The following is a 25,584-nucleotide window of genomic DNA, read 5'->3' as shown; positions in this document are numbered from 1 at the left end:
CCCCGGTCCTGATCGTGTTGGTTCGCGTGGTGATTAGGCTGTATCGTCAGGCAGCGTCGGGCCGCCTCAGACGTCGAGCCGCTCGATCTGCGTGCCGATCTCGGCGGCCACGCGCTCGATGAACATCAGTTGCCGCACCGCCTCGCCCGCTGCCTGATTCGAGCCGCTGTCAAGCAACGCGGCCAGCTTCGTGAAGCGCACCTTTTCCTCGTCGCGCAACTCGGCGAGCAGCGCATCGAGCGCATCGACGTTCTTTGCCGCCGACGCGTCCTCGATGTTCTCGCGCCATTCCATCTGCTGCATCAGGAACGCGGGCTCCATCGCCGTGTTGTTCTCCGCGCCGACATCGATGCCGCGCAACGTCAGCAGATAGCGCGCGCGTTTCAACGGATCGCGCAGCGTCTGGTACGCCTCGTTCGTGCGCGTGGCCCACTGCATCGCAATGCGCTTTTGCGCGTCACCTGCAGCGGCGAAGCGGTCAGGATGCACCTGCGCCTGCACCGTGCGATACGCGTGATCCAATGCAGATGCGTCGAGCGCGAATTGCTCGGGCAGATTGAAGAGTTCGAAGTGACTGTCGTTCAGCGAGGCCATCAGGTTACTTTGTCCATGCGATGCGCGCAGGGCAGCGCCAAAGCGCGCGCCAGGTGCGCGTCGAAATTGAAAAAAGGCGGCACAGGCCGCCTTTTCAGCATGACTCGCGCGCTTACACGCGGAACGATTCGCCGCAGCCGCACTCGTCCTTCACATTCGGGTTGTTGAACCTGAAGCCTTCGTTCAACCCTTCGCGTGCGAAGTCGAGTTCCGTGCCGTCGATATAAGCGAGGCTCTTCGGGTCCACCACGATCTTCACGCCCTTGCATTCGAACACTTCGTCTTCGGGCGCGAGTTCATCGACATACTCGAGCTTATACGCGAGGCCCGAGCAACCCGTCGTGCGCACACCGAGCCGCAGCCCGACACCCTTGCCGCGCCGGATCAGATACTTCTGCACGTGTTGTGCTGCCTTTTCGGTCAACGTAATTGCCATAGCGTTTCTCATTGTGCGGCACACCGTCGCTCCTCACGACCCGTGTCGCGACCCTGCCTGCTTCCCAAATCGTTCCGGCGGGCGCCGATAGCGAGTATCGACGCGTCGCCGTGCCACTCCTGACGCGCTCGACTGCGTCTTAAGCCGATTGCTCAGCCTTCGCTGCATCAGCCGTTTCGCCGTGACGATGCTTGTAGTCGGCGACGGCCGCCTTGATCGCGTCTTCCGCGAGGATCGAACAGTGGATCTTCACGGGCGGCAGCGCCAGTTCCTCGGCGATCTGCGTGTTCTTGATCGTGAGCGCCTGATCCAGCGTCTTGCCCTTCACCCACTCCGTGACGAGCGAGCTCGACGCGATGGCCGAACCGCAGCCGTACGTCTTGAACTTTGCATCTTCGATCACACCGTCCGCGCCGACGCGAATCTGCAGCTTCATCACGTCGCCGCAAGCGGGCGCGCCGACCATGCCGGTGCCAACCGCGTCGTCGTCCTTCGAGAACGAACCGACGTTGCGCGGGTTTTCGTAGTGATCCAGAACCTTTTCGCTATATGCCATTTTGTGACTCCTTGATTCGATTCAACCTGCTGCGTACGTTTATCGAGTGATTCAATGCGCGCTTAGTGCGCGGCCCATTGAATCGTCGAGATATCGATGCCGTCCTTGTGCATTTCCCACAGCGGCGACAGATCGCGCAGCTTCGCAATCTTGCTCTTCAGCAGGTTGATGACGTAATCGACGTCCTGCTCCGTCGTGAAGCGGCCGACCGTGAAGCGGATCGAGCTGTGTGCCAGTTCGTCGTTGCGGCCGAGCGCGCGCAGCACGTACGACGGCTCAAGCGATGCCGACGTACAAGCCGAGCCCGACGACACGGCCACGTCCTTCACCGCCATGATCAGCGACTCGCCTTCGACGAAGTTGAAGCTGATGTTCAGGTTGTGCGGGACACGCTTTTCCATGTCGCCATTCACATACGTTTCTTCGATCTCTTTCAGGCCGCGCAGCAGCTTGTCGCGCAGCGCGCGGACGCGTTCATTTTCGGTCGCCATTTCTTCGCGCGCGATACGGAACGCTTCGCCCATGCCGACAATCTGGTGCGTCGCCAGCGTGCCCGAACGCATGCCGCGCTCGTGACCGCCGCCGTGCATCTGCGCTTCGATGCGCACGCGCGGCTTGCGGCGCACGTACAGCGCGCCGATGCCCTTCGGGCCATATGTCTTGTGCGCCGAGAACGACATCAGATCGACCTTCAGCTTCTGCAGGTCGATTTCGACCTTGCCGGTAGCCTGCGCTGCATCGACGTGGAAAATGATGCCCTTCTCGCGGCAAATTTCGCCGATCGTCTCGATGTCCTGGACGACGCCGATCTCGTTGTTCACGTGCATCACGGAAACGAGGATCGTGTCCGGACGCAGCGCAGCCTTGAACACGTCGAGGTCGATCAGACCGTCGTCCTTCACATCCAGATACGTGACTTCGTAGCCTTCGCGCTCCAGCTCACGCGTGGTGTCGAGCACAGCCTTGTGCTCGGTCTTCACCGTGATGATGTGCTTGCCCTTGCCCTTGTAGAAGTGCGCGGCGCCCTTGATCGCGAGGTTGTCCGATTCCGTCGCGCCCGACGTCCAGATGATCTCGCGCGGGTCGGCGTTGACGAGCGCCGCGACGTTCTCGCGCGCTTCCTCGACGGCACGTTCCGCGTCCCAGCCGTATGCGTGGCTGCGCGATGCCGGGTTGCCGAACTGCTCGCGCAGGTACGGAATCATCTTGTCCACCACGCGCGGATCGACGGGTGTCGTCGCGCTGTAGTCCATGTAAATGGGCAGGTGGGGAATGTCGTTGTTCATCAATCGCTCCGGGGACATCAGTGCTTATGGCTTCATGGTTCTGGCGTTCGCGTCTTTGCGCGCTCTGTCAGCCGGCCATGTTGAAAACGGAATTCGGCCCTTTCGGCACCGCGCGCGGCTCCACGGCGGGCGCTTCGGTACGTCGGTCGCGCAGCACCGCCGTCGAACCTTCGCGCGAGCGCTGCTGGTCGACCAGGTCTTTCAGGGAAACGGAGTCGAGATACTCGACCATCTTCTGGTTCAGCGTCGACCACAGCTCATGCGTCATGCAATGGCCGTCGTGATGCTTCGTGCCTTCGCACGAACCCTTGCCGCCGCATTGGGTGGCATCGAGCGGTTCGTCGACGGCGATGATGATGTCCGCGACCGTCACATCCTCCGCGCGGCGCGCGAGGTTGTAGCCGCCGCCCGGCCCGCGCACGGATTCGACGATCTCGTGACGGCGCAGCTTGCCAAACAGCTGCTCGAGGTAGGACAGGGAGATGTGTTGGCGCTGGCTGATACCCGCAAGCGTCACCGGGCCCTGCTCCTGGCGCAATGCCAGGTCGATCATCGCCGTGACGGCGAAACGGCCTTTCGTGGTGAGTCTCATATGTGGTGGGAACCGCAATTCTCGACAAGTTTGGTCAAGTATAAATACATGACGAATTTAGTCAAGTATCCCTATCTCGATTTGGGTCATTTACTTAACGAAAAACTTGTCTACGGGGTCAATTGGGGCCGCAGCGCCGCGATCAGTCCACGGCAGGCGGCTTCGCACTGGTCCAGCACGATTTCGAAGCCCTCGCCGCCGCCGAAGTACGGATCGACGACTTCACGTGCATCGAAACCTGGCGCGCGTTTTTCCGCGCCGCTTGCGTCCGGCGCGTCCGCGTCAGTCGCAAATTCCATCAGCAGACGAATCTTGTCGCGCTGTGCCGCCGGACAGATTTGTCTGAGCGCGGAGACGTTTTTGTCGTCCATCGCAATGATCAGATCGAAGCGCTCGAAATCGACTGCGGTGATCTGACGGCCGCGAAATATCGACAAATCGTAACCGCGATTTTTTGCGGCTCGCTGCGCGCGGTCGTCCGGCGCTTCGCCAATGTGCCAGTCGCCCGTGCCCGCGGAGTCCACGATCACGCGATCCGCAAGCTTCGCGTCGGCCAGCAGGTGCCGCATGACGCCTTCCGCAGTCGGGGAACGGCAAATGTTCCCAAGGCACACGAAGCAGATGGCGACGGTTTTCATCAATGGCTGAGCGGCTCAGCCGCAAGTGTCATATGTGGTGAAACGGTGCCGCGATTATACAAAGCCATGCAAAATCACGCCGGCGGCGCGCCAGCAGCCATGCCGATTACATCGGCTGTGCGGACATGCGTGCCGTTGCAGGCAGCACGTCGGCGGGCATCGCAGCCTCGCCGCCGACGAATCCATAGGAAACCGTACGAGCCAGTTCGGCCGACACGCGCTCGGCAGCAAGCGGCGACTGCGTAGCCGCGCCGTTATACAGATGCAGGTAAGCAATGGCCGCAAGCGGCACAACGATGGCTATTGGCCAATACACCGATATTTTCTTTTTCATGATGTCGTTCTCTTTAAGCGGGCCGCAATGCACAGACGCACTTTGCCCAGTCGAAATGGTAGCCGAGGACGCAATCCGGAAAAACCCGCCCCAACGGAACACTGCGTTGCGCTCCGATGAACAGTCAGGATCGTGAAGCGGATTTGCAAAGTGCCGACGACAGTCTTTCGACCGCCGAAAGATATCCTTACAAAAGCACACACAGGTAATAGTCCGCAGGCGGTACAACTAGCTACATGGATAGACACGCACCTCTCGCTTGTCTTAACACTCAAATGAAACGTCTTATTCCTTCTTTCGCTCCTGCTGCCGTTGCACTCTGCGCAGTCGCCGCTCTCAGCGGTTGCGTCGCTTATCCGTACGGCGGCCAGCCGGCGGGCTATGGCTACAACGACGGTTATTACGACGGCTACGGCGCACCCGTCCCCGCCTACGGCTACGCCGAACCGCCCGTGCAATCGAGCCTGTTCCTTGGCTTCGGCGGGGGCGGGTACTCGGGCTCTAACTACGACCGCCGCTATTGGGGAGGACGCGGTTACGACCACGGAAACTACAATCGCGGCGACCGCGGCAACTGGAACGGGAACGGGAACGGCCGGGGCGGCAACGGCAACAATGGCGGCCCGCCGCGCGGTCAGCCACCGCAGGCAGGCAATCCGCCGCCACCGAACCCCGGCGGCAACTCAGGCGGCGGCTACCATGGCAACCGTCAGCCCGTGCAAGCGGGTTCGGGGCAGCAGCAAGGCGGGGGCAATCGCGGCGGACAGGCGTGGAATAACGAGGGCGGCAGACCGCATTGATCGCCGGGCCGAAAACAAAGGCCTTCAGTACTGACACGCAATGAAGAAGAGGCTGCATCGCACATGCGATGCAGCCTCTTTCAGTTTCCAGGCGCGAGGGAGGAGCGCTACCCGATATGGGTCTTGCTCGCGGCGTATAGCTCGCGGAAGGTTCGCCCGACAGGCGCCGGCATTTCGCGCGTGTCGGTCCAGCCCCCGCCAAGCGGCAGCTTCGCGATCGACTTCCGGTTGCCGCCCATTTTCTCGAGAATCCGCACCGCGACCTTCGTGAAGAGCCTGTACGCCGTCGGATGCATCGCCAGATAGCCCCAGACGGCGAGCCCGTAGCGCTCCTGCCACGGCCGCAGATGCCGCTCCACCTGGCGCTCGCGCAGCTTGCGCAGCAAATCCGACAGCGGAATGCCGACCGGGCACACGCTATTGCATTCACCGCATAGCGTCGCGGCCTGCGGCAGATCGAGCGCCTTTTCGATGCCGACATAGCTCGGCGTCAGCACCGAGCCCATCGGCCCCGGATAGACCCAGCCGTACGTGTGCCCACCGACCTTCTGATACACGGGGCAATGGTTCATGCACGCGCCGCAGCGGATACAGCGCAGCATCTCCTGAAAGTCGCCGCCGATCAGCCCCGTGCGCCCGCCATCGACGAGCACCACGTACATATGTTCCGGCCCGTCCTGGTCGCCTGCGCGGCGCGGCCCCGTCAGCACGGAGAAATAGTTCGAAACGTCCTGCCCCGTCGCCGATCGCGGCAACAGACGCATGGCCGTCGCGAGATCTTCGAGCGTCGGCAGTACCTTTTCGATGCCCGTCACCGCGACATGCACGCGTGGCATCACGGTACACATGCCTTCGTTGCCCTCGTTGGTCACGAGCGCGACCGAACCCGTCTCCGCGATCACGAAGTTGCCGCCCGTCACACCCATGTCGGCCGTCATGAAGTGCGGGCGCAGCACCTCGCGCGCCTCACGTGTCATCTCGGGGATTTCGGTCAGACGCGGCTTCTGGTGGGTCTTCGCGAAGAGGTCCGCGATCTCTTCCTTGTCCTTGTGGACGACGGGCGCGATGATGTGGCTCGGCGGCTCGTTGTCGTTGATCTGCAGGATGTATTCGCCGAGATCGGTTTCGATCGACTGCACGCCCATCTGTCCAAGCACTTCGTTCAGGCGCATTTCCTCGGACACCATCGACTTCGTCTTGATCACCTTCTTCACGTCGTGCTTGCGCGCGATATCGGCGACGAGCTTCGCTGCGTCTTGCGTCGTCTCCGCGAACAGCACGGTGACGCCGCGCCGCGTCGCCTCGCGCTCGAAGGTCTCGAGCCAGACGTCGAGGTTCTCCAGTGCGCGGTTGCGGCGCTCCTTGAGCGCGGCGCGCGTGGCGGGGAAATCGATCGCCAGCATCGCCGACGCGCGCGCCGACACGAACTTCGTCGACAGCTTGGTCAAGTTTTGCTGAAGGCGCTGGTCGGCGAGCTTCTGGCCCGCGCGCGCCTTGAACTGCATCGTTTGGACTTGCATGACGGCCTTGGGGAACGGTTATAGGTTTGCGCTACCGCTTGCTATCACTTGTCAGGCGAAGAACAACGTTCAACCGTGCTCAGGCGTCGCCCGCCAGAACCTGCGCGATGTGCAGCACGCGCGTCGTCGTATCGCCCGTGCGCCGCAGGCGCCCTTCGATATTCAGCATGCAACCGAGATCGCCCAACACGACGGCTTGCGTGCCGCTCGCCTGAATATTGGCGCACTTCTCGTCGACGATCGCCGTCGAGATATCGCCGAACTTCACCGCAAACGTACCGCCGAAGCCGCAGCAATGCTCGCAGTCCTTCATCTCGGTCACGGCCACGCCAGCCTGCGCGAGCAACGCGCGCGGCTGCTGCTTGACGCCCAGTTCGCGCAGCCCGGAACAGGAGTCGTGATACGTCACCGGTCCCTGGAAATTGCCCGGCGTCAGTTCGACTTTGGCGACGGTGGCAAGAAAATCCGTCAGTTCGTAGACCTTGGGGCGCAGCCGCGCGAAGCGTCCCATCAGTTCGGGATCGTCGGCGAAAAGATCGCCGTAATGCGCGCGGATCATCCCGCCGCATGAGCCGGACGGCACGACCACGTAATCGTATTGCTCGAACTCGCGCAGCGTCTTTTCCGCGAGATCGCGCGCGATGCGCCTGTCGCCGGAGTTGTAGGCCGGCTGTCCGCAGCACGTTTGCGCCGGTGGCACGAACACTTCATAGCCCGCCCGCTCGATCAGCTTGATCGCGGAGAAGCCGATTTCGGGGCGCATCAGATCGATCAGGCAGGTGACGAAAAAACCGACTCGCATGAGTGCTCCTCCGGGGAAACGTCCCCGATTATCCGCTGTTTGACGCGTAATACCAACGCGTAACCGCCCCGATGCGCAATGAACCGCCAAATAGTGAGATTGGAGGATCATTTCCAATGGCGTTCGCTTTTTTCACAATACGAGATACAATCAGTTTCCGCTGTTTGACGCGTCAACCGTTTAGCCTTATGAGCGATACGAACCCGGACCCCAAGACGTCGATTCAGGTAATCGAGCGCATGATGCGCCTGCTGGATGCCCTCGCCGCGCATAGCGACCCGGTCAGCCTGAAGGAACTCGCGCAACGCACCGAACTTCACCCGTCCACCGCCCACCGCATCCTGAACGACATGGTGACCTGCCGGCTGGTGGATCGCTCGGACCCGGGCACCTATCGTCTCGGCATGCGGCTGCTGGAACTGGGCAATCTCGTCAAGGCGCGCCTGTCGGTGCGCGACGCCGCGCTGATGCCAATGCGCGAACTGCACCGGCTGACGGGTCAGACCGTCAACCTGTCGGTGCGTCAGGGCGACGAGATCGTCTATATCGAGCGCGCATATTCCGAACGCTCGGGCATGCAGGTGGTGCGCGCGATCGGCGGCCGTGCGCCGCTGCATCTGACTTCCGTCGGCAAGCTGTTTCTCGCCGCCGACGAATCGACCCGCGTGCGGGCCTACGCGACCCGGACGGGCCTGTCGGGCCACACACAGAACAGCATCACCGATCTCACCAAGCTGGAACGCGAACTGTCGCACGTGCGTCAGCAGGCGTGCGCGCGCGACAACGAAGAACTGGAGCTCGGCGTACGCTGCATCGCAGCCGGCATTTATGACGATACGGGTAAGCTCGTCGCGGGTCTGTCGCTGTCCGCGCCGGCCGACCGTCTGCAGGACTCGTGGCTCGGCCAGTTGAGCAAGACTGCGTTGGTGATTTCCGAATCACTCGGCTATCACCCGCAAGTCCAGCACGCGAGCGCTTCGGCACATACGGTGTGACGCACTCACACGCGTGAATAAAAAAGCCCCGCAATGCGGGGCTTTTTGTTGGGTAAAACTTTCGCTCAGGTCCCGGCGCCGTTGGCGTCCGCACTCGTGATGCGCTGTTCGCCGCCGTTGTCGAGCCACGTGCGCAGACGCTGCGCATCGGCGAAACGCGAGTACTTGCCCGACGAATCGAGCAGCACCATGATCATCGGACGATCGTGGATCGTTGCCTGCATCACGAGGCACTCGCCGGCTTCGTTGATGAAGCCCGTCTTCTGCAGGCCGATATCCCATGTCGGGTTGCGCACCAGCGCGTTCGTGCTGTTGTACGCAATTGTGCGCTTGCCCGTGTACACCTCGTAGCTGCGATCGGTCGAGAACCTGCGGATCATCGGATACTGATACGCGGCGTTGACCATTTTCACGAGGTCACGCGCGCTCGATACGTTCTGGCTCGTCAGACCCGTCGGGTTCTCGAAGTGCGTGTCGGTCATGCCAAGCGACTTCGCCTTCGCGTTCATCGCGGCCATGAAAGCGGGACGGCCGCCCGGGAAGTAACGCGACAGCGCTGCCGCCGCACGGTTTTCCGACGCCATCAGCGCGATGTGCAGCATGTCTTCACGCGAGAGCACCGAGCCGACCGACAGGCGCGAGCCCGTGTTCTTCTCGTAGTCGCGATCTTCGTCCGTGACTTCGACCTGCTCGGTCATCGCCGCCTTCGAATCGAGCACGACCATCGCCGTCATCAGCTTGGTGATCGACGCGATGGGCACGACGGCGCGCGAGTTCTTGTCGAACAGCGACTCAGACGTGTTCTGGTCGACTACGTACGCGACGCTCGAACGCAGCATCAGCGCGTCAGGCGTTTCGTGCAAGCCGAACGCCGTGCCGACGGACGGCTGACGCGGCTCGAATGCGACGCGTCGCACGACCGAGTGATGGCGGCCGTTCACCGTATAGGAGACGCGGCGCTTCTTCGAAACGGTACGGGGCTGGTCGTCGTCGTCCTTCGCGGCGGCCTTGACGTCCTTGGCGGCCTTCGACGACTTGCTGGAGACTTGCTCGGCGGCGGCCTTCTTCGAAGGCTTCTTGCCGGCTTTCGCGGACTTGGCAGGCGCCGTGGCGGAAGCGGCAAATGCGTCCACCGGCGCGGCAAAAGCCGCTGCGATGACCACCGAGGCAGCCACCGACAGAGCGGTGCTGAGCGCCGCGCCGTGCATCACTTTCAGTGACGAAAACATGTCGGTTTTCATTGGTGTTCTGGTTGGAGCGGCGAGAGAGTTTTCGCCAGTGTAGTAAAACAGTTAAAAATTAGCAATATTAAGCACTTATCGACAGTCCTTAAACCGAGTTGTCAGGCTCGATTGAGAAAAGGCAATAAGTTGCAGATGCACCATCGAAAATACCAATGACGCGCCGGCAGGCCGCCCTCGCCCATGTCGCTGAAAGACTCTCACTCGTTCAGCATATCGGCATATTCGAACCAAACTTGATCGGGGGAAGTACGGTCGCGTACGGATAGCAATACGATCCAGCAGCAAGCGTCCAGAGCACGATGCCTGCCGCAACGAAGCACACATGCAGGACGCAGCGCCGGCCGACTCTTAAGCGACTACTGCGAAGCAGCAGGCCGCGCATTCGACCGGGATGGCGATTTAACGTTCCGCTACGGTTTTCGGTTTACCTGAGAATTTTACCTTTTTGCTCGGAAATGCGCCGTCGGCGTGTTCCAAGCCCTTGTCTGTCCTGAGAGATCACTTTTTCCGTCGCACCATATCGGTGCAAACCCTAATGTGCATGCGCTTCACCACAATGTCATAAACGCTACATAACGTGTTGTTTTATTAGTAATTTCTATGCGTTGTGCGTTGCACAAAATAGTCCTTGACATCTATCGGCGTCGTCCTAAAATGGGAACCATTGCTGCGACGCACAATTAACAGCGGACCAGCGATTCCTAATTTGTTCTGCAGTTAACCCAACGCGGTCCGCGCCAGACGGGCCGGTATTCCAGGAGCGTAAAACATGACTCTGCTGACCCCTGAGCAATTCGCCGCAGCACAGAAGGCCAACCTCGAAACGCTGTTCGGCCTGACTTCGAAAGCATTCGAAGGCGTCGAAAAGCTGGTCGAGCTGAACATTCAAGTCGTCAAGTCGACGATCGCTGAAGGCCAGGAAAACGCACAACGCGCGCTGTCGGTGAAGGACGCGCAAGAACTGCTCGCGCTGCAAGCCAGCCTGACGCAGCCGGTGGCAGAGAAGGTTCTGTCGTACGGCCGTCACCTGTACGAAATCGCATCGGCCACGCAAGCTGAATTCGCACGCGTTGCTGAAGCGCAATACGAAGAGCAGAACAAGAAGGTGCAGGCGCTCGTCGAGAACGTCGCGAAGAACGCACCGGCTGGTTCGGAAACGGCTGTCGCCGTGATCAAGTCGGCCATCACGGCCGCGAACACGACGTACGAAACGGTTCACAAGGCAACGAAGCAAGCTGTCGAAATCGCTGAAAGCAACTTCAATGCGGCTGCTACGGCTGCATCGAAGGCCGCTTCGCAAGCTGCTGCTCAAGCTTCGCGCACGGCTGCTTCGGCCAAGAAGGCTGCTGTCTGATAACGATGTAACGGCTTCAACGGATCGGGCTTCACCTGCGCGTTGATGGATGCCCCATCATCTACCGGCGCGCAGCCGCGAGATACACTGTCGAAGTGACTGGCGGTATGAACGGCGCCGCATGGTCGAGACTTCAGTGGCCATGCGGCCAGACGCTCCGATACGTTAAACAGCGTATCGTTTCCCCGGTCTAGGCCGGGATTTTTTTTGCCTGCGCGGCGGGCGGTTTGGTCTGGTTTGCTTTGCTTTTCGCTGGCATCCGCGCTTTGCCTTCGCGCTTCACGCGTCGCCGTTTGATTTGCTTGCGTTTTCGCTGGCATCCGCGCTTTGCCTTCGTGCTTCACGCGTCGCCCCTGTGCGGGGCGGCACCTACTTTTCTTTGCCGCCGCAAAGAAAAGTAGGCAAAAGAAAGCGGCTAACACCGCCAACATTTCTTCCCGCCTGAGGGACCCCAACCGGTCCCTCACTTCACGCGGCAACTTCTCGATTCAAGTCCGTTGCCAGCGCTCTTCCAGTGCGCCTCACCCGCTTCACACTCCCGCGCTTCAGCATGCCTTGCCAGATAGTCCAACGCCGCCCAGGTGGCAAACTGTGTGTCGGCTTCTTGTACCCCACACGCCTCACTCCGGACCCGATAGCGCAGGCGTTCCACCCTGTAAGAGCGCTAACGCATACGATGCGACAGCCTACACACAGTTTGCCACCTGGGCGGCAGGTACCATTCGCTGCCGCTTGCCGATGTACAGGTATTCGAAGCGGGTGAGGCGTTCATTCGAAGCGTTGGCGACCGACACCAACCGGGGCACTGCCGTGTGAAGCGAAAGAACCTTTGGGGGCCCTCAGGCAAACACTAGCGCTGGCGGTGTTAGCCGCTTTCTTTTGCCTACTTTTCTTTGCGGCGGCAAAGAAAAGTAGGTGCCGCCCCGCACAGGGGCAACGCATGAAGCACGAAGGCATAACGCGGATGCCAGCGCAACCCCAAGCAAACCCAAAAAAAACGGCGCACCCCTTCGCCAAAAGGGGCACGCCATCATCATCTGGAAAGCAGCACAACCGCCGCCCCAAAAAATTACTTCTTCTTCTGCGGCGGCAGATCCGTACAAACACCTTCATACAGCTCGGCCGCCATACCAACAGACTCACCAAGCGTCGGATGAGGATGGATAGTCTTGCCGATATCCGTCGCGTCAGCGCCCATCTCAACCGCAAGACACACTTCGCTGATCAGATCGCCCGCATTCAGCCCGACAATCCCGCCACCAATCACGCGATGCGTCTCCTCATCGAAGATGAGCTTCGTAAAGCCCTCATCGCGACCATTCGCGATCGCACGCCCTGAAGCGGCCCACGGGAACACCGCCTTGCCGTACTTGATGCCTTCGGCCTTGCACTGGTCTTCCGTCTTGCCCGCCCATGCCACTTCCGGATCGGTGTAAGCCACCGACGGAATCTGCAGCGCGTCGAAGTATGCCTTCTCGCCATGCGCCGCTTCCGCCGCGACGTGGCCTTCATGCACGGCCTTGTGAGCGAGCATCGGCTGACCGACGACATCGCCGATCGCGAAAATGTGCGGCACGTTAGTCCGCATCTGCTTGTCGACTTCGATGAAGCCGCGATCCGTCACAGCCACGCCCGCCTTGTCCGCACCGATCTTCTTGCCGTTCGGGCTGCGGCCCACGGCAACCAGCACGAGATCGTAGCGTTGCGGCTCGGCCGGTGCCTTCTCGCCTTCGAAGGTCACATAGATGCCATCCGGCTTCGCTTCCGCGCCCGTCGTCTTGGTCTTCAGCATCACGTTGGTGAAACGCTTGCTGTTGAACTTCTCCCAGACCTTCACGAGATCGCGGTCCGCGCCCGCCATCAGACCGTCGAGCATTTCGACCACGTCGATCTGCGCGCCGAGCGTCGCATAAACCGTCGCCATTTCGAGGCCGATGATGCCGCCGCCGATCACGAGCATACGCTTCGGAATCTGCCGCAGTTCCAGCGCGCCCGTCGAATCGACTACGCGCGGATCTTCCGGAATGAACGGCAGCTTCACGGCCTGCGAGCCGGCCGCGATGATCGCCTGCTTGAACTTGACGACCTTCTTGCCGCTCTCGCCCTGCACTTCCATGTGATGCGGATCGACGAACGTGCCGACGCCCGTCACGACTTCGACCTTGCGCGCCTTCGCCATTCCCGCGAGACCGCCCGTCAGCTTCTTGACGACACCCGACTTGAAGTCGCGCAGCTTGTCGAGATCGATCTGCGGCTTGCCGAACGAGATGCCGTGCGAGCCGAGCGCAGCCGCTTCGTCGATCACGAGTGCCGTATGCAGCAGCGCCTTCGACGGAATACAACCGACGTTCAAACACACGCCACCGAGCGTCGCATAGCGTTCGACCAGCACCGTCTTCATGCCAAGGTCAGCCGAACGGAATGCGGCCGAATAACCACCAGGCCCGGCGCCAAGCACGAGCATGTCGCACTCGATATCGGCGGAACCCGAATAGCTGCCAGCTTGCGGCGCCGGCGCCGCTGCAGCGGCGGGTGCGGGAGCAGGCGCAGCCTTCGGAGCGGGCGCAGCCGCCGCGCCCTCGCCTTCGAGCAACAGCAGCACGCTGCCTTCGGAGACGTTATCGCCGACCTTGACCTTCAGTTCTTTGACGACGCCGGCGGCCGGGCTCGGCACGTCCATGGTCGCCTTGTCGGATTCGAGCGTGACGAGCGACTGCTCCTTCTCGACACGATCGCCGACCTTCACCGCGACCTCGATCACGGGCACATCTTTATAGTCGCCGATATCCGGCACTTTGATTTCCTGCACGCTGCCGCCGCTTGCCGCCGGTGCGGCAGCGGGCGCGGCTGCAGGCGCAGCTTTCTCAGGTTCTTTAGCGGCCTTCGCTTCGCCCGACGTTTCCACGGTGGCGATGACGGTGCCTTGCGAGACCTTGTCGCCCGCCTTGACGCGGACTTCCTTGACCGTACCGGCCGCTTCGCTCGGCACTTCCATGGAGGCCTTATCGGTTTCGAGCGTCAGCAGCGACTGCTCTTTTTCGATGGTATCGCCCGGCTTGATATTGACTTCGATGACATCGACGTCCTTGAAATCGCCGATGTCCGGCACCTTCACTTCGACGAGACTCATAGTGTCCCCTTCTCTTATTGACCGTGTTGAACGATGAGCCGCAATGAACCTTCGCCTCGAAAAACCCGCAACGCCAAACGCAGACTTAATGCAGTCCGCCAAGGACGCGGCTTTCTTTTGCCTACTTTTCTTTGCAAGACAAAGAAAAGTAGGTGCCGCCCCGCACAGGGGCGACGCATGAAGCGAGACGACAAAGCAGGTTCAACGACAAGGCATGAGCAACCACAAAAAGCTCACACCTCGCCGCGCGACAAACGCCCAACAATCAAAGAATCACACGCCGGAAATCGGCAAGAATCGACCCAAGATACGCATTGAAGCGCGCCGCTTCAGCCCCGTCGATCACCCGATGGTCATACGACAGCGACATCGGCAGCATGAGACGCGGCACGAACTGCTTACCGTCCCACACCGGCTTCATCGCACCACGCGACAACCCAAGAATCGCGACTTCGGGCGCATTGATGATCGGCGTGAAGTTCGTCCCGCCAATCCCGCCCAGCGACGAGATCGAGAAGCAGCCGCCTTGCATCTGGTCGGGCTTGAGCTTGCCTTCGCGCGCGAGCTTCGACAGCTCGGCCATTTCCTTCGCGATATCGACGAGACCCTTCTTGTCCGCGTCGCGGATCACGGGCACGACGAGACCGTTCGGCGTATCGGCAGCAAAACCCACGTTGTAGTACTGCTTGTACACGAGGTTATCGCCATCGAGGCTGGTATTGAACGTCGGGAACTTCTTCAGCGCCGCGACAACGGCCTTGATCACGAACGCGAGCATCGTGAACTTGACGCCCGACTTCTCGTTTTCCTTGTTCAGCTTGACGCGCAACTCTTCGAGTTCGGTGATATCCGCTTCGTCGTTGTTCGTGACGTGCGGGATCATGACCCAGTTGCGATGCAGGTTCGCGCCGGAGATCTTCTTGATGCGCGACAGCGGCTTCGGATCGATCGGGCCGAACTTCGTGAAGTCGATCTTCGGCCACGGCAGCAGACCAAGCTCGCCGCCACCTGCGCCAGCGGGTGCTGCGGCTGCAGCAGGCGCGCTGCGCTGGCCCGTCATCACGCCCTTGACGAACGCGGTGACGTCATCCTGCGTGATGCGGCCCTTCGGACCCGTGCCTGCCACGCGCGACACGTCGACGCCCAGTTCGCGCGCAAACTTGCGCACCGACGGCGACGCATGGCTCACGCGATACGCGCCGCCTTCGCCTGCGGGAATGACAGGCGCCTGGGCGAGCGCGGACGGCTGCGCGGGAGCCGGCGACGGCGCAGCGGGCGCGTCCGACGGCTTTTCTTCGTGCTTCGCGGCAGGGGGTGCCGGAGTGGGCGCAGCGGCGCCGCCGCTGTCGCCTTCGAGCAGCACGATCAGCGTGCCTTCCGACACGTTGTCGCCGACCTTGACCTTGATTTCCTTGACGATGCCGGCTGCCGGGCTCGGCACGTCCATCGTCGCCTTGTCCGATTCGAGCGTAACGAGCGACTGTTCCTTCTCGACGCGATCGCCAACCTTGACGCCGACTTCGATCACGGGCACATCTTTGTAGTCGCCGATATCCGGCACCTTGACTTCCTGCACGCCGCCGCCCTTGGCAGCAGGTGCGGGAGCAGGCGCAGGAGCGGGTGCCGGCGCCGCAGCAGGCGCAGCCGCGCCATTGCCTTGCGCGGGCTTCGCGGCAGCCGCGCCGCCAACGCCATCGAGCAGCACGATCAGCGTGCCTTCCGACACCGTGTCGCCAAGCTTGACCTTCACTTCCTTGACCGTGCCCGACGCAGGGCTCGGCACATCCATCGTCGCCTTGTCGGATTCCAGCGTGACGAGGGACTGCTCTTTCTCGACGGTATCACCCGCCTTCACCAGCACCTCGATTACAGGGATGTCCTTGTAATCGCCGATGTCCGGCACCTTGACTTCGATCGCTTGGCTCATTGTTTTCTGTCTCCAGGGCCGCGCGTACCTCTCCGCCCGCTTCGGGCGGAGAGGTGCGCATTGGGGCTCGCGGGTCGATGCCTTAGACGGTCATCGGGTTGGGTTTGGACGGATCGAGGTTGTACTTCTTCAGCGCGTCGGCCACGACCTTGCGCTCAATCGTACCCTCATCGGCCAGCGCGCTCAGCGCAGCGACCGTGGTCCAGTAGCGGTCGACTTCGAAGAAGTGACGCAGCTTCTCGCGCGTATCCGAGCGGCCGAAGCCGTCCGTGCCCAGCACGACGAAACGTTGCGGCACGAACGCACGAATCTGGTCGACCAGCGCGCGCACATAGTCCGTCGATGCGATCACGGGGCCCTTCGCGTCCTTCAGCAGCGTCTCGACGTGCGAGAGCTTCTTCTCGCCGAGCGGGTTGAGCAGGTTCTGACGCTGCACTTCGTGACCTTCGCGGGCCAGTTCCGTGAAGCTCGGCACGCTCCACAGATCCGACTCGACGCCCCAGTCGTTCTTCAGCAGGTCGGCGGCGGCGATCACTTCGTTGAAGATCGTGCCCGCGCCCATCAACTGCACGCGCGGCGCCTTCGCATTGGCCGCGCCCTTGCGGAACGCGTACATGCCCTTGATGATGTCCTTCGCCACGTGCTCGCCCTGCGGGATCGCCGGGTGCTCGTAGTTCTCGTTCATCACCGTGACGTAATAGAACACGTCTTCCTGCTCCTGCACCATGCGGCGCAGACCGTCCTGCATGATGACGGCGAGTTCGTAGCCGAACGTCGGGTCATAGCTGATGCAGTTCGGCACCGATGCCGCCCACAGCAGCGAGTGGCCGTCTTCGTGCTGCAGGCCTTCGCCGTTCAGCGTCGTGCGGCCCGCCGTGCCACCCAGCAGGAAGCCGCGCGAACGCATGTCGCCCGCGGCCCACACCAGATCGCCGATGCGCTGCATGCCGAACATCGAGTAGAAGATGTAGAACGGAATCATGATCTCGCCGTGCGTCGAGTACGACGTCGCCGCTGCGATCCAGTCCGACATACCGCCTGCTTCGTTGATGCCTTCCTGCAGGATCTGGCCCGTCGTCGATTCCTTGTAGAACATCAGCTGGTCGGAATCTTCCGGCACATACTTCTGGCCGTCCTGATTCCAGATACCGATCTGGCGGAACAGACCTTCCATGCCGAAGGTGCGCGATTCGTCCGGCACGATAGGTACGACGCGCTTGCCGATCGCCTTGTCCTTCAACACGATGTTGAGGATACGGACGAACGCCATCGTCGTCGAAATCTCACGGCCTTCGCCCGTGCCCTTGAGCAGCGGTTCGAACGCGTCGAGCCCCGGGACGGGCAGCGATTCCGCCTTCTGGCGGCGCGCTGGCAGATAGCCGCCGAGTTCCTGACGGCGGGCGCGCATGTATTCGAGTTCCTTCGAGCCTTCCTCGAAAGTCAGATACGGCACGTGCGTGATTTCGTCGTCCGAGATGGGCAGACGGAACTGGTCGCGGAACTGCTTGAGCGACTCCACCTGCATCTTCTTCTGCTGGTGGGTGATGTTCATCGCCTGGCCGGCTTCGCCCATGCCATAGCCCTTGATCGTCTTCGCGAGGATCACGGTCGGCTGGCCCTTGGACTGCGTCGCTTCCTTGAACGCTGCGTAGATCTTGTGCGGATCGTGGCCGCCGCGGTTCAGGTTCCACACGTCGTCGTCGGACCAGTCGGAGACCAGCGCCTTCAGTTCCGGCGTGTTGAAGAAGTGCTCGCGAACGAACGCGCCCGATTCCGACTTGTACGTCTGATATTCGCCGTCGACGACTTCCATCATCCGGCGCATCAGCGCGCCCGTCTTGTCGCGTGCAAACAGGGCATCCCAGCGGCTGCCCCAGATGACCTTGATGACGTTCCAGCCCGCGCCGCGGAATTCGCTTTCGAGTTCCTGGATGATCTTGCCGTTGCCGCGCACCGGACCGTCCAGGCGCTGCAGGTTGCAGTTGATGACGAACACGAGGTTGTCCAGACGCTCGCGGCCGGCCATGCCGATCGCGCCGAGCGATTCCGGCTCATCCGTTTCGCCGTCGCCGAGGAACGCCCATACCTTGCGGCCGTCGGTCTTCGCAATGCCGCGCGCCTGCAGGTACTTCATGAAGCGCGCCTGATAGATCGCCATGATCGGGCCGAGACCCATCGACACCGTCGGGAATTGCCAGAAGTCCGGCATCAGCCACGGGTGCGGATACGACGAGATGCCCTCGCCGCCCACTTCCTGGCGGAAGTTGTCGAGCTGCTTGTCGGTCAGGCGGCCGAGCAGGAACGCGCGCGAGTAGACGCCCGGCGACGAGTGACCCTGCACGAACACGAGGTCGCCGCCATGCTCTTTCGACGGCGCATGCCAGAAGTGGTTGAAGCCGACGTCATACAGCGTCGCCGCCGATGCGAACGATGCGATGTGGCCGCCGACGTTGGTTTCCTTGCCGGCGCGCAGCACCATCGCCATCGCGTTCCAGCGCGTGTACGAACGGATGCGGTGCTCGACGTCCTGGTCGCCAGGAATCTTCGCCTGGTTCGCGACAGGAATCGTGTTGATGTACGGGGTGTTAGCGGAGAAAGGCAGATGCTCGCCATGCACGCGGGCAAATTCGATCTGCTTTTCGATGAGGTAGTGAGCGCGGTCGGGTCCAACAGCAGAAATCACGCCATCTAGCGCTTCGAGCCATTCGGCTGTTTCTTGCGGATCGTTGTCGTCTTTGGCGTTGGCGACGTATTTCAGGACTTCGTCAGGTACAGCGGACATGCTCGTCTCCTGGATATGGGAACGCTCTGTGAACAGGCGACGCGGACAAACGTCGAGGACGCACATCGGCCGCGGCAGCTTCCGGCCGATTGTAATAAGGCCCACAACGCCTGCGCAAGGAAATTTTCAGATTACGAGAGAGTTTCTCATAATGCGGAAAATTGTTGCGACGCACCCTGGTTTGACTGCCCATCAGCAAGTACGTCGGCTAGTTTGCGCCGAATTGCGTGACTTTCACCTCTTTTTTGCGTCATTTGCATGTCAGGCGCTGCGCTACAATGCCAGCCATGTTGACCGATCGGCTTTTCGCACGCTCGGCGCGCTCTGCCGGAACGTCGGCGGATTCGTCGCCGTCCCGCTGGCACCACGGACCGTGGTGGTCGAATTCCTATTTGCTGACGCCGCTGCTGTCCATCCTCGTGTTCCTCGTGGTCATGAGCTTGATCCTGTGGAGCCTGAACCGGCGCGAGCAGCAGCAGCAGGAAGACACGCTCTACCGCAACGTCGCGTGGGCGCAGCAGCAGATCCGCCTGTCCATGACAGGCGCGCAGGAACAGCTTCAGGCGCTCGCACGCGATCTAGTTTCCGGCCGCGCCGACCCGCATTCTTTCCAGGTGTCGACGGCCGACATCATGCAGGGGCATCCCGAGATCCTCTACATGAACTGGTACACCAGCGCGCAGCAGCCGCGCTGGCCGAACAACGCGCTGCCCGTGCTGGGCCAGCGCCTCGCCAAGCCCAACGACCAGCAGATGGACGAGGCCGTCAAGGCCGCCTTCACGGAAGCGAAGAACACGCGCCGCCAGGTCTACTCGCCGCTGATGTATGACGACGTCGGCAACGGCTATATCACGCTGCAAACCCCCGTTTATCGCGACCGCGACTTTCTCGGCACGGTCGCGGCCGTGTTCTCGGTCGAAGGGATACTGAAGCGCGACATCCCGCCCGAGCTGTCGGCGAAGTACAAGATCTCGATCATCGACATCAACAACCGCGAGCTCGCCACCACGTCGACACGCCCACGCCTGCCGCGCGACGCGTACTACGACCTGCCGCTCGATCCGCCCGGCCAGGGCGTGTCGGTGCGCGTGTACGCGTACCCGCAAATGACCAACTTCACGAACAACACGCTCGTGTGGCTGGTCGCGGGTTTGTCGTGTTTCGTGCTGTGGAGCTTGTGGAGCCTGTGGAAGCACACGCGCCAGCGCTTCGAGGCGCAGCAGGCGCTCTACGCCGAAGCGTTCTTCCGCCGCGCGATGGAAAACTCCGTGCTGATCGGTATGCGCGTACTCGACATGCACGGCCGCATCACGCACGTGAACCCCGCGTTCTGCCGGATGACGGGCTGGGATGAAAGCGATCTCGTCAGCAAGAATGCGCCGTTCCCTTACTGGCCGCGCGATTCATATCCGGAGATGCAGCGCCAGCTCGACATGACCTTGCGCGGCAAGGCGCCCTCGTCCGGGTTCGAACTGCGCGTGCGCCGCAAGGACGGCTCGCTGTTCCACGCGCGTCTCTATGTGTCGCCGCTGATCGACAGCTCGGGACGGCAGACGGGCTGGATGTCGTCGATGACGGACATCACCGAACCGAAACGCGCGCGCGAAGAACTCGCCGCCGCGCACGAGCGCTTCACGACCGTGCTCGAAAGCCTCGACGCCGCCGTGTCCGTGCTCGCCGCCGACGAAGCCGAACTGCTGTTCGCGAACCGTTATTACCGGCACCTGTTCGGCATCCGCCCGGACGGCCACCTCGAACTGGCGGGTGGTGGCGGCTTCGACAATTCGGCGGCCTCGTCGGATTCGATCGATATGGTCGACGCCTTCGCCGGCCTGCCCGCCGCGGCGCTCACGGAAGGCTCCGCCGACGCGCAGGAAGTCTACGTGCAAGGCATCCAGAAGTGGTTCGAAGTGCGCCGCCAGTACATTCAGTGGGTTGACGGCCATCTCGCGCAGATGCAGATCGCAACTGACATCACCACGCGCAAGCAGGCGCAGGAGCTCGCGCGTCAGCAGGACGAGAAACTCCAGCACACCAGCCGCCTGATGACGATGGGCGAAATGGCCTCGTCGCTCGCCCACGAATTAAACCAGCCTCTCGCGGCCATCAATAACTATTGCTCTGGAGCCGTAGCGCTGGTTAAATCTGGTCGGACAACTCCCGACAACCTGTTACCAGTTCTCGAAAAGACGGCGCAACAGGCTGTGCGGGCCGGCATGATCATCAAGCGGATCCGCGAATTCGTGAAACGCAGCGAACCGAAACGCCAGGCCACCCGCGTCGCCGACATCGTCGCCGATGCCGTTGGCCTTGCCGAGATCGAAGTACGCAAGCGCCGCATCCGCATCGTGACGGACATGCGCCAGCGTCTGCCCGTCATCTACGTCGATCCGGTGCTGATCGAGCAGGTGCTCGTGAACCTGCTGAAGAACGCGGCGGAAGCGATGTACGACGCGCGGCCCAATGCCGTCGATCCCGTCATTCGCCTCGTCGTCAAGCTCGATTCCGGCTTCGTATGCCTCAGTGTCGTCGACCAGGGTCCAGGCGTCGACGAAGCTACGGCCGAACGTCTCTTCGAACCGTTTTACAGCACCAAGTCCGATGGCATGGGCATGGGGCTGAACATTTGCCGTTCGATCATCGAATCGCATCGCGGACGCCTGTGGGTGGTCAACAACGTCGAATCCGACGGCCACGTCACGGGCGCCACTTTCCATTGCAGTCTGCCTATTGGAGAGCCTGACGGCCCGAGCAACGGCGGGTCAGAGGCGCCGACACCACAAACCGTTACGGGAGAGCTATGAACACCCCAGTTACCACACAGGAAACCGTGTTTGTCGTCGACGACGATGAAGCGGTGCGAGATTCGCTGCGCTGGCTGCTGGAGGCGAACGGTTACCGCGTTCAGTGCTTCTCCAGCGCCGAGCAGTTCATCGACGCATGGCAGCCACATCAACATCCCGGGCAGATCGCGTGCCTGATTCTCGACGTGCGGATGTCGGGCATGAGCGGGCTCGAACTGCAGGAACGCCTGATCGCCGACAACACGCTGCTCCCGATCATCTTCGTGACGGGTCACGGCGACGTGCCGATGGCCGTCTCGACGATGAAGAAAGGCGCGATGGACTTCATCGAAAAACCGTTCGACGAAGCCGAGCTGCGCAAGCTGGTCGAGCGCATGCTCGACAAGGCCCGCAGCGAAAGCAGCAGCGTGCAGCAGCAGCGCGCCGCCGCCGAGCGTCTGGGCAAGCTCACGGCGCGCGAGCATCAGGTGCTCGAGCGCATCATCGCGGGCCGCCTGAACAAGCAGATCGCCGACGACCTCGGCATCAGCATCAAGACGGTCGAAGCGCACCGCGCGAACATCATGGAAAAGCTCAACGTGAACACGGTCGCCGATCTGCTGCGTCTCGCGTTGTCTAACAAGCCTCAACAGGCGCAGTAATACCGCAGTAGTACGCGTCGCGGTTGTCATCGCACGATGGCCGCGATCTTTGCCTGCGCTTCGTTGCGCAGGCGCATGAAGCAACGTTGACGCCCACCGGGGCCGTCGCACGGCGCTGTCTCTAGCGCCGGATTTCCCCTCCTCTTCCGCACGATTCTTCGTCGCGCGCGTCGCTCCCATTTCATTAGCGATCCCAACTGACTCGCATTGCGTGCGATCAGGCCGTCTCGCATCGCGAGTGCGCCCGGTTCGAGCGTCCGCGTTCGAGTTTGATATCGCGCATTGACAGTCGCGGCTCCGCTTTCTAATTTACATACCAGATCAACCGAAAAAGCGACCCATGCCCGAAACGTGCAATGCGGGCGCGACGCGTGCATCGCTGGCCACGATGCGCGTCGCATGCAAAGCCCTCGCCGCGGACATTTCCGCAGGCCTCAGATTGCCCTTGCGCGTCCCGTCCACTTCCATTATCAGTCGCCCTACACCGTCGTCCGCTTGTCGCTCCATTGCCACAAGACCGCGTGGCGGCACGCCGGCCTCACCCGGCAGCCGTTGCGCTCACAACGCAGCAAGGAGGTTCTCATCGTGAAAGGTTACGGACCCTACAGGCCGCGCGCGTGGCTCGTCTGCGCGGCGCTGGCAGGCATGCCGCTCGCCGCGGGCTTCGTCGCGCCCACTGTCGCCGTCGCGCAAACGCCCGCGAAAGTCTCGAACCAGCAACTCGATTCGCTGACAGCGCCCATCGCGCTCTACCCCGATGCGCTGCTCGCGCAGGTGCTGATGGCGTCGACGTTCCCGCAGGACGTATCGGCGGCTGCCGCGTGGTCGAAGGCGAACTCGCAGTACAAGGGCGACGACGCCGTGAAAGCCGTCGCCTCGGAACCGTGGGACCCGAGCGTGCAATCGCTGGTCGCGTTTCCCCAGGTACTCGCGACGATGGACTCGAAGCCCGACTGGGTCACGCAGATCGGCAACGCGTTCCTCGCGCAGCCGAACGATGTGATGGACTCGGTGCAGCGGCTGCGCAAGCAGGCGCAGTCCGCGGGCAATCTGAAATCGAGCGAGCAGCAAAAGGTGATCGTCGAGCAGAGCACGATCCAGATCGTGCCCGCCAATCCGCAGGTGGTCTACGTGCCGACCTATAACCCGACCGTCGTCTACGGCACGTGGCCCTACCCGGCCTATCCGCCCGTCTATATGCCGCCGCCTCCCGGTTACGCGATCGCGACGGGATTCATGACGGGGCTCGCATTCGGCGCGGGCGTGGCCGTCGCCAATTCGCTATGGGGCGGGTTCAACTGGAACAATCACGACGTCAACATCAACGTCAACCGCTACAACAACATCAACGTCAATAACCGGATCAACTCGAATACGTCAACCGCGAACTGGAACCGCAACGAGAGCATCAACCGCAATAACGCGAACTTCAATCGCAACAACGCCAATCTGAACAACAGCAACCTCGCTGCGCAGCGCGACCAGTTTCGCGGACGCGACGCGTCGCGCGCGCAGGCGGAGCAGACGCTGCAGAACCGAACCGGTCAGAACCTGAGCGGCAGTGCGAGCCAGCGGGTGCAGAACATCCATCAGGGCGGCGCCAACGAGGGCAATCTCCGCAATAGCGCGCAAAACCTGAACCGCGACAACGCATTGCGCGGCTCGGGCGACGCCGCGGGTTCGCGGCAGGAGTTGCAGCGCGGTCAGGCGAGCCGCCAGTCGCTGGCGAACAACGGCGGCGCGAACAACCGGCTCGGCTCGGGCGGCGGCGGACAGCAGTTCAATGGCGCGCAGGCGGGAGGCGGCCGCGCCGGCGGTGGAGGTGGTGAAGGCTTCCAGCGTGGCGGCGGGGGCGGTGGCGGGGGAGGCTTCCAGCATGGCGGCGGCGGAGGCGGTGGAGGCTTCCAGCGTGGCGGCGGGGGCGGTGGATTCCATCGCCGCTAGACGAACGATCGACAGCAACCATCTTGGATCGGACCAGAACCGGCCGCTCGAGCGCCAGCTCTGGTCGACAGGAGTCAGTCATGACCGGCAAATCAATCCGCGTATCAACCCGTCATTCGATTCGCGCAGCCATCGGCAGCACCCGCAGCACGCCGCGCGCCTCTCATCTGGTGGGCCGGTTCGCGTCGCACCCAGCGCTTTCACACGCGCTCGCCGCGCTCGCCGCCGTGGCGATGTTCGCGGCTGCGCAGCCCGCCGCCGCGCAGGCCGTCTACCCGACGCCCGACGCCGCCGCCAGTGCATTCGCGAACGCGCTCGCGACCAGCGATCACCCCGCGATGGAAAAGGTGCTCGGCAAAAACTACGGGCGCTACATCCCGACCACCAATATCGGCGAGGACGACATCTACGCGTTCCTCGGGCAATGGGCGAAAGGCCATCGGATCGTCGACGACCCTGCGCCCCACGCGGGCCGCAAGAGCGTGCATCTCGCCGTCGGCGACGACGGCTGGACGCTGCCGATTCCCATCGTACAGACGGCGCGCGGCTGGCAGTTCAACACGCCCGCCGCCACGGATGAAATGCTCACGCGCCGCATTGGCCGCAACGAACGCGCGGCGGTTCTCACGTCGCTTGCGTATGTCGACGCGCAAAACGACTACCGCAAGCAGATGCAGCACTACGCGCAGAAGTTCATCAGCTCGCCCGGCAAGCAGGACGGTCTGTACTGGCCGACGACAGCCGGCGAACCGGAAAGCCCGCTCGGGCCGCTCGCCGCAACGATGCCGCATCAGATCGCGCCGGGCGAGGCGTACTACGGCTATCACTACCGCATTCTCACGTCGCAAGGCGCGAAGGCCGACGGCGGCGCGCAGAACTACGTGCAGGACGGTGTGCTGTCGAAGGGCTTCGGCCTGGTCGCGTGGCCGGCCGAATACGGCAAGACGGGCGTGATGAGCTTTATCGTCAACCAGAACGGCCAGGTCTACGAGAAGAATCTCGGGCCGCAGACGCCGCGTGTCGCATCCACGATCACGACCTTCAATCCCGACTCCTCCTGGCAAGCGACGCAGCCTTGAGCGCGCGCTGAACCTGCGCTGAGTGGTTTGCGGCGGCGTCCGTCACCTCGACGGCGCCGCCGTTGCCCGGTTTCGTTCCGCATCACCCTTGGTCATCAGTTGCGTTGCCTGAACGGTATAATGTCG

The 25,584-nt window shown here is 62.2% G+C and carries 21 protein-coding genes and 1 pseudogene; 7 read left to right on the top strand and 15 right to left on the bottom strand.

All coding sequences use genetic code 11. The features are described from left to right. Positions 1-66 precede the first annotated feature (66 nt). The 7 genes from hscB to C2L65_RS05645 all read right to left on the bottom strand — a co-directional run bounded on the left by hscB (position 67) and on the right by C2L65_RS05645 (position 4,436). On the bottom strand, positions 67-594 hold the full coding sequence (gene hscB / locus C2L65_RS05675; protein ID WP_007586807.1) for a Fe-S protein assembly co-chaperone HscB: 528 nt from the start codon (positions 592-594) through the stop codon (positions 67-69). A gap of 112 nt (positions 595-706) precedes the next feature. Further along, positions 707-1,030: an iron-sulfur cluster assembly protein IscA gene (gene iscA / locus C2L65_RS05670; protein WP_007586809.1), complete on the bottom strand. Its 324-nt coding sequence runs from the start codon at positions 1,028-1,030 to the stop codon at positions 707-709. Positions 1,031-1,169: 139 nt separating this feature from the next. Beyond that, on the bottom strand, positions 1,170-1,586 hold the full coding sequence (iscU, locus tag C2L65_RS05665; RefSeq protein ID WP_042307070.1) for a Fe-S cluster assembly scaffold IscU: 417 nt from the start codon (positions 1,584-1,586) through the stop codon (positions 1,170-1,172). Between the two features lie 62 nt (positions 1,587-1,648). Beyond that, positions 1,649-2,872 carry an IscS subfamily cysteine desulfurase gene (locus C2L65_RS05660; RefSeq protein ID WP_042307069.1) on the bottom strand — a complete coding sequence of 408 codons (1,224 nt, stop codon included), beginning with the start codon at positions 2,870-2,872 and terminating at the stop codon, positions 1,649-1,651. A 67-nt stretch (positions 2,873-2,939) separates the two neighbouring features. Further along, the gene (iscR, locus tag C2L65_RS05655) at positions 2,940-3,464 is read right to left on the bottom strand and encodes a Fe-S cluster assembly transcriptional regulator IscR (RefSeq protein ID WP_007586816.1); all 525 of its coding nucleotides are present in this window, start codon (positions 3,462-3,464) and stop codon (positions 2,940-2,942) included. A gap of 110 nt (positions 3,465-3,574) precedes the next feature. Further along, positions 3,575-4,102 carry a low molecular weight protein-tyrosine-phosphatase gene (locus C2L65_RS05650; protein ID WP_042307142.1) on the bottom strand — a complete coding sequence of 176 codons (528 nt, stop codon included), beginning with the start codon at positions 4,100-4,102 and terminating at the stop codon, positions 3,575-3,577. 106 nt (positions 4,103-4,208) lie between these two features. Then, positions 4,209-4,436, bottom strand: a complete 228-nt coding sequence (locus tag C2L65_RS05645) for a hypothetical protein (RefSeq protein WP_042307140.1) — start codon at positions 4,434-4,436, stop codon at positions 4,209-4,211. Between the two features lie 275 nt (positions 4,437-4,711). Here C2L65_RS05645 and C2L65_RS05640 point away from each other — a divergent pair, with 275 nt between their 5' ends. Further along, the gene (locus tag C2L65_RS05640) at positions 4,712-5,236 is read left to right on the top strand and encodes a hypothetical protein (RefSeq protein ID WP_042307067.1); all 525 of its coding nucleotides are present in this window, start codon (positions 4,712-4,714) and stop codon (positions 5,234-5,236) included. 107 nt (positions 5,237-5,343) lie between these two features. On the opposite strand, the gene C2L65_RS05635 is transcribed toward C2L65_RS05640, so the two are convergent. Together C2L65_RS05635 and C2L65_RS05630 are read right to left on the bottom strand one after the other, a co-directional pair. After that, entirely contained in the window at positions 5,344-6,756 is a 1,413-nt protein-coding gene (locus C2L65_RS05635; protein WP_042307065.1) for a LutB/LldF family L-lactate oxidation iron-sulfur protein, read from the bottom strand. 79 nt (positions 6,757-6,835) lie between these two features. Next, entirely contained in the window at positions 6,836-7,558 is a 723-nt protein-coding gene (locus C2L65_RS05630) for a (Fe-S)-binding protein (protein WP_042307063.1), read from the bottom strand. Positions 7,559-7,746: 188 nt separating this feature from the next. Between C2L65_RS05630 and C2L65_RS05625 the strand changes: the two genes are divergently transcribed. Beyond that, positions 7,747-8,553 (top strand): IclR family transcriptional regulator, encoded by an 807-nt coding sequence (locus C2L65_RS05625; RefSeq protein WP_007586824.1) that lies wholly within the window; start codon positions 7,747-7,749, stop codon positions 8,551-8,553. 65 nt (positions 8,554-8,618) lie between these two features. Here C2L65_RS05625 and pbpG read toward each other — a convergent pair whose 3' ends face one another. After that, on the bottom strand, positions 8,619-9,794 hold the full coding sequence (gene pbpG / locus C2L65_RS05620) for a D-alanyl-D-alanine endopeptidase (protein WP_007586826.1): 1,176 nt from the start codon (positions 9,792-9,794) through the stop codon (positions 8,619-8,621). A gap of 772 nt (positions 9,795-10,566) precedes the next feature. On the opposite strand from pbpG, the gene C2L65_RS05615 reads away from it, so the two are divergent. Beyond that, positions 10,567-11,151: a phasin family protein gene (locus tag C2L65_RS05615; protein WP_007586828.1), complete on the top strand. Its 585-nt coding sequence runs from the start codon at positions 10,567-10,569 to the stop codon at positions 11,149-11,151. Here C2L65_RS05615 and C2L65_RS45390 read toward each other — a convergent pair. The 5 genes and pseudogenes from C2L65_RS45390 to aceE form a co-directional block, all read right to left on the bottom strand. After that, positions 11,106-11,495 (bottom strand): hypothetical protein, encoded by a 390-nt coding sequence (locus C2L65_RS45390; protein WP_158660407.1) that lies wholly within the window; start codon positions 11,493-11,495, stop codon positions 11,106-11,108. The two genes, C2L65_RS05615 and C2L65_RS45390, sit on opposite strands and share 46 nt — an antisense overlap. Positions 11,496-12,220: 725 nt before the next feature. After that, positions 12,221-13,960 (bottom strand): dihydrolipoyl dehydrogenase, encoded by a 1,740-nt coding sequence (gene lpdA / locus C2L65_RS05610; protein ID WP_042314655.1) that lies wholly within the window; start codon positions 13,958-13,960, stop codon positions 12,221-12,223. Between the two features lie 156 nt (positions 13,961-14,116). Next, a pseudogene (locus tag C2L65_RS47190) lies at positions 14,117-14,281 on the bottom strand (biotin/lipoyl-containing protein); the annotation flags it as partial. A gap of 265 nt (positions 14,282-14,546) precedes the next feature. After that, positions 14,547-16,208, bottom strand: a complete 1,662-nt coding sequence (aceF, locus tag C2L65_RS05605) for a dihydrolipoyllysine-residue acetyltransferase (protein ID WP_042314651.1) — start codon at positions 16,206-16,208, stop codon at positions 14,547-14,549. 82 nt (positions 16,209-16,290) lie between these two features. Then, positions 16,291-18,990 (bottom strand): pyruvate dehydrogenase (acetyl-transferring), homodimeric type, encoded by a 2,700-nt coding sequence (gene aceE, locus C2L65_RS05600; protein WP_042314650.1) that lies wholly within the window; start codon positions 18,988-18,990, stop codon positions 16,291-16,293. 287 nt (positions 18,991-19,277) lie between these two features. Here aceE and fixL point away from each other — a divergent pair, with 287 nt between their 5' ends. The 4 genes from fixL to C2L65_RS05580 all read left to right on the top strand — a co-directional run bounded on the left by fixL (position 19,278) and on the right by C2L65_RS05580 (position 25,458). Continuing rightward, positions 19,278-21,794: an oxygen sensor histidine kinase FixL gene (gene fixL, locus C2L65_RS05595; protein ID WP_042314649.1), complete on the top strand. Its 2,517-nt coding sequence runs from the start codon at positions 19,278-19,280 to the stop codon at positions 21,792-21,794. After that, a complete protein-coding gene (fixJ, locus tag C2L65_RS05590) occupies positions 21,791-22,435 on the top strand; it encodes an oxygen response regulator transcription factor FixJ (RefSeq protein ID WP_007586834.1) in 645 nt (214 codons plus the stop codon). The genes fixL and fixJ overlap by 4 nt, the downstream gene beginning before the upstream one ends. Positions 22,436-23,080: 645 nt before the next feature. Continuing rightward, entirely contained in the window at positions 23,081-24,379 is a 1,299-nt protein-coding gene (locus tag C2L65_RS05585) for a DUF3300 domain-containing protein (protein ID WP_042314653.1), read from the top strand. A gap of 80 nt (positions 24,380-24,459) precedes the next feature. Next, positions 24,460-25,458 (top strand): DUF2950 domain-containing protein, encoded by a 999-nt coding sequence (locus tag C2L65_RS05580; RefSeq protein WP_042314648.1) that lies wholly within the window; start codon positions 24,460-24,462, stop codon positions 25,456-25,458. The last annotated feature ends 126 nt before the right edge of the window (positions 25,459-25,584 follow it).

This window comes from Paraburkholderia terrae, assembly GCF_002902925.1.
GTDB classification, from domain to species: Bacteria; Pseudomonadota; Gammaproteobacteria; order Burkholderiales; family Burkholderiaceae; genus Paraburkholderia; species Paraburkholderia terrae.
Note: the sequence above shows the minus strand (reverse complement) of the source record. Positions and strands in the feature narration are given on the sequence as shown.

Excerpts from the sequence above, each read along its gene's own strand:
- hscB (WP_007586807.1), bottom strand. The coding sequence starts at position 594 with ATGGCCTCGCTGAACGACAGTCACTTCGAACTCTTCAATCTGCCCGAG.
- iscA (WP_007586809.1), bottom strand. The coding sequence starts at position 1,030 with ATGGCAATTACGTTGACCGAAAAGGCAGCACAACACGTGCAGAAGTAT.
- iscU (WP_042307070.1), bottom strand. The coding sequence starts at position 1,586 with ATGGCATATAGCGAAAAGGTTCTGGATCACTACGAAAACCCGCGCAAC.
- C2L65_RS05660 (WP_042307069.1), bottom strand. The coding sequence starts at position 2,872 with ATGAACAACGACATTCCCCACCTGCCCATTTACATGGACTACAGCGCG.
- iscR (WP_007586816.1), bottom strand. The coding sequence starts at position 3,464 with ATGAGACTCACCACGAAAGGCCGTTTCGCCGTCACGGCGATGATCGAC.
- C2L65_RS05650 (WP_042307142.1), bottom strand. The coding sequence starts at position 4,102 with ATGAAAACCGTCGCCATCTGCTTCGTGTGCCTTGGGAACATTTGCCGT.
- C2L65_RS05645 (WP_042307140.1), bottom strand. The coding sequence starts at position 4,436 with ATGAAAAAGAAAATATCGGTGTATTGGCCAATAGCCATCGTTGTGCCG.
- C2L65_RS05640 (WP_042307067.1), top strand. The coding sequence starts at position 4,712 with ATGAAACGTCTTATTCCTTCTTTCGCTCCTGCTGCCGTTGCACTCTGC.
- C2L65_RS05635 (WP_042307065.1), bottom strand. The coding sequence starts at position 6,756 with ATGCAAGTCCAAACGATGCAGTTCAAGGCGCGCGCGGGCCAGAAGCTC.
- C2L65_RS05630 (WP_042307063.1), bottom strand. The coding sequence starts at position 7,558 with ATGCGAGTCGGTTTTTTCGTCACCTGCCTGATCGATCTGATGCGCCCC.
- C2L65_RS05625 (WP_007586824.1), top strand. The coding sequence starts at position 7,747 with ATGAGCGATACGAACCCGGACCCCAAGACGTCGATTCAGGTAATCGAG.
- pbpG (WP_007586826.1), bottom strand. The coding sequence starts at position 9,794 with ATGAAAACCGACATGTTTTCGTCACTGAAAGTGATGCACGGCGCGGCG.
- C2L65_RS05615 (WP_007586828.1), top strand. The coding sequence starts at position 10,567 with ATGACTCTGCTGACCCCTGAGCAATTCGCCGCAGCACAGAAGGCCAAC.
- aceF (WP_042314651.1), bottom strand. The coding sequence starts at position 16,208 with ATGAGCCAAGCGATCGAAGTCAAGGTGCCGGACATCGGCGATTACAAG.
- aceE (WP_042314650.1), bottom strand. The coding sequence starts at position 18,990 with ATGTCCGCTGTACCTGACGAAGTCCTGAAATACGTCGCCAACGCCAAA.
- fixL (WP_042314649.1), top strand. The coding sequence starts at position 19,278 with ATGTTGACCGATCGGCTTTTCGCACGCTCGGCGCGCTCTGCCGGAACG.
- fixJ (WP_007586834.1), top strand. The coding sequence starts at position 21,791 with ATGAACACCCCAGTTACCACACAGGAAACCGTGTTTGTCGTCGACGAC.
- C2L65_RS05585 (WP_042314653.1), top strand. The coding sequence starts at position 23,081 with ATGCCGCTCGCCGCGGGCTTCGTCGCGCCCACTGTCGCCGTCGCGCAA.
- C2L65_RS05580 (WP_042314648.1), top strand. The coding sequence starts at position 24,460 with ATGACCGGCAAATCAATCCGCGTATCAACCCGTCATTCGATTCGCGCA.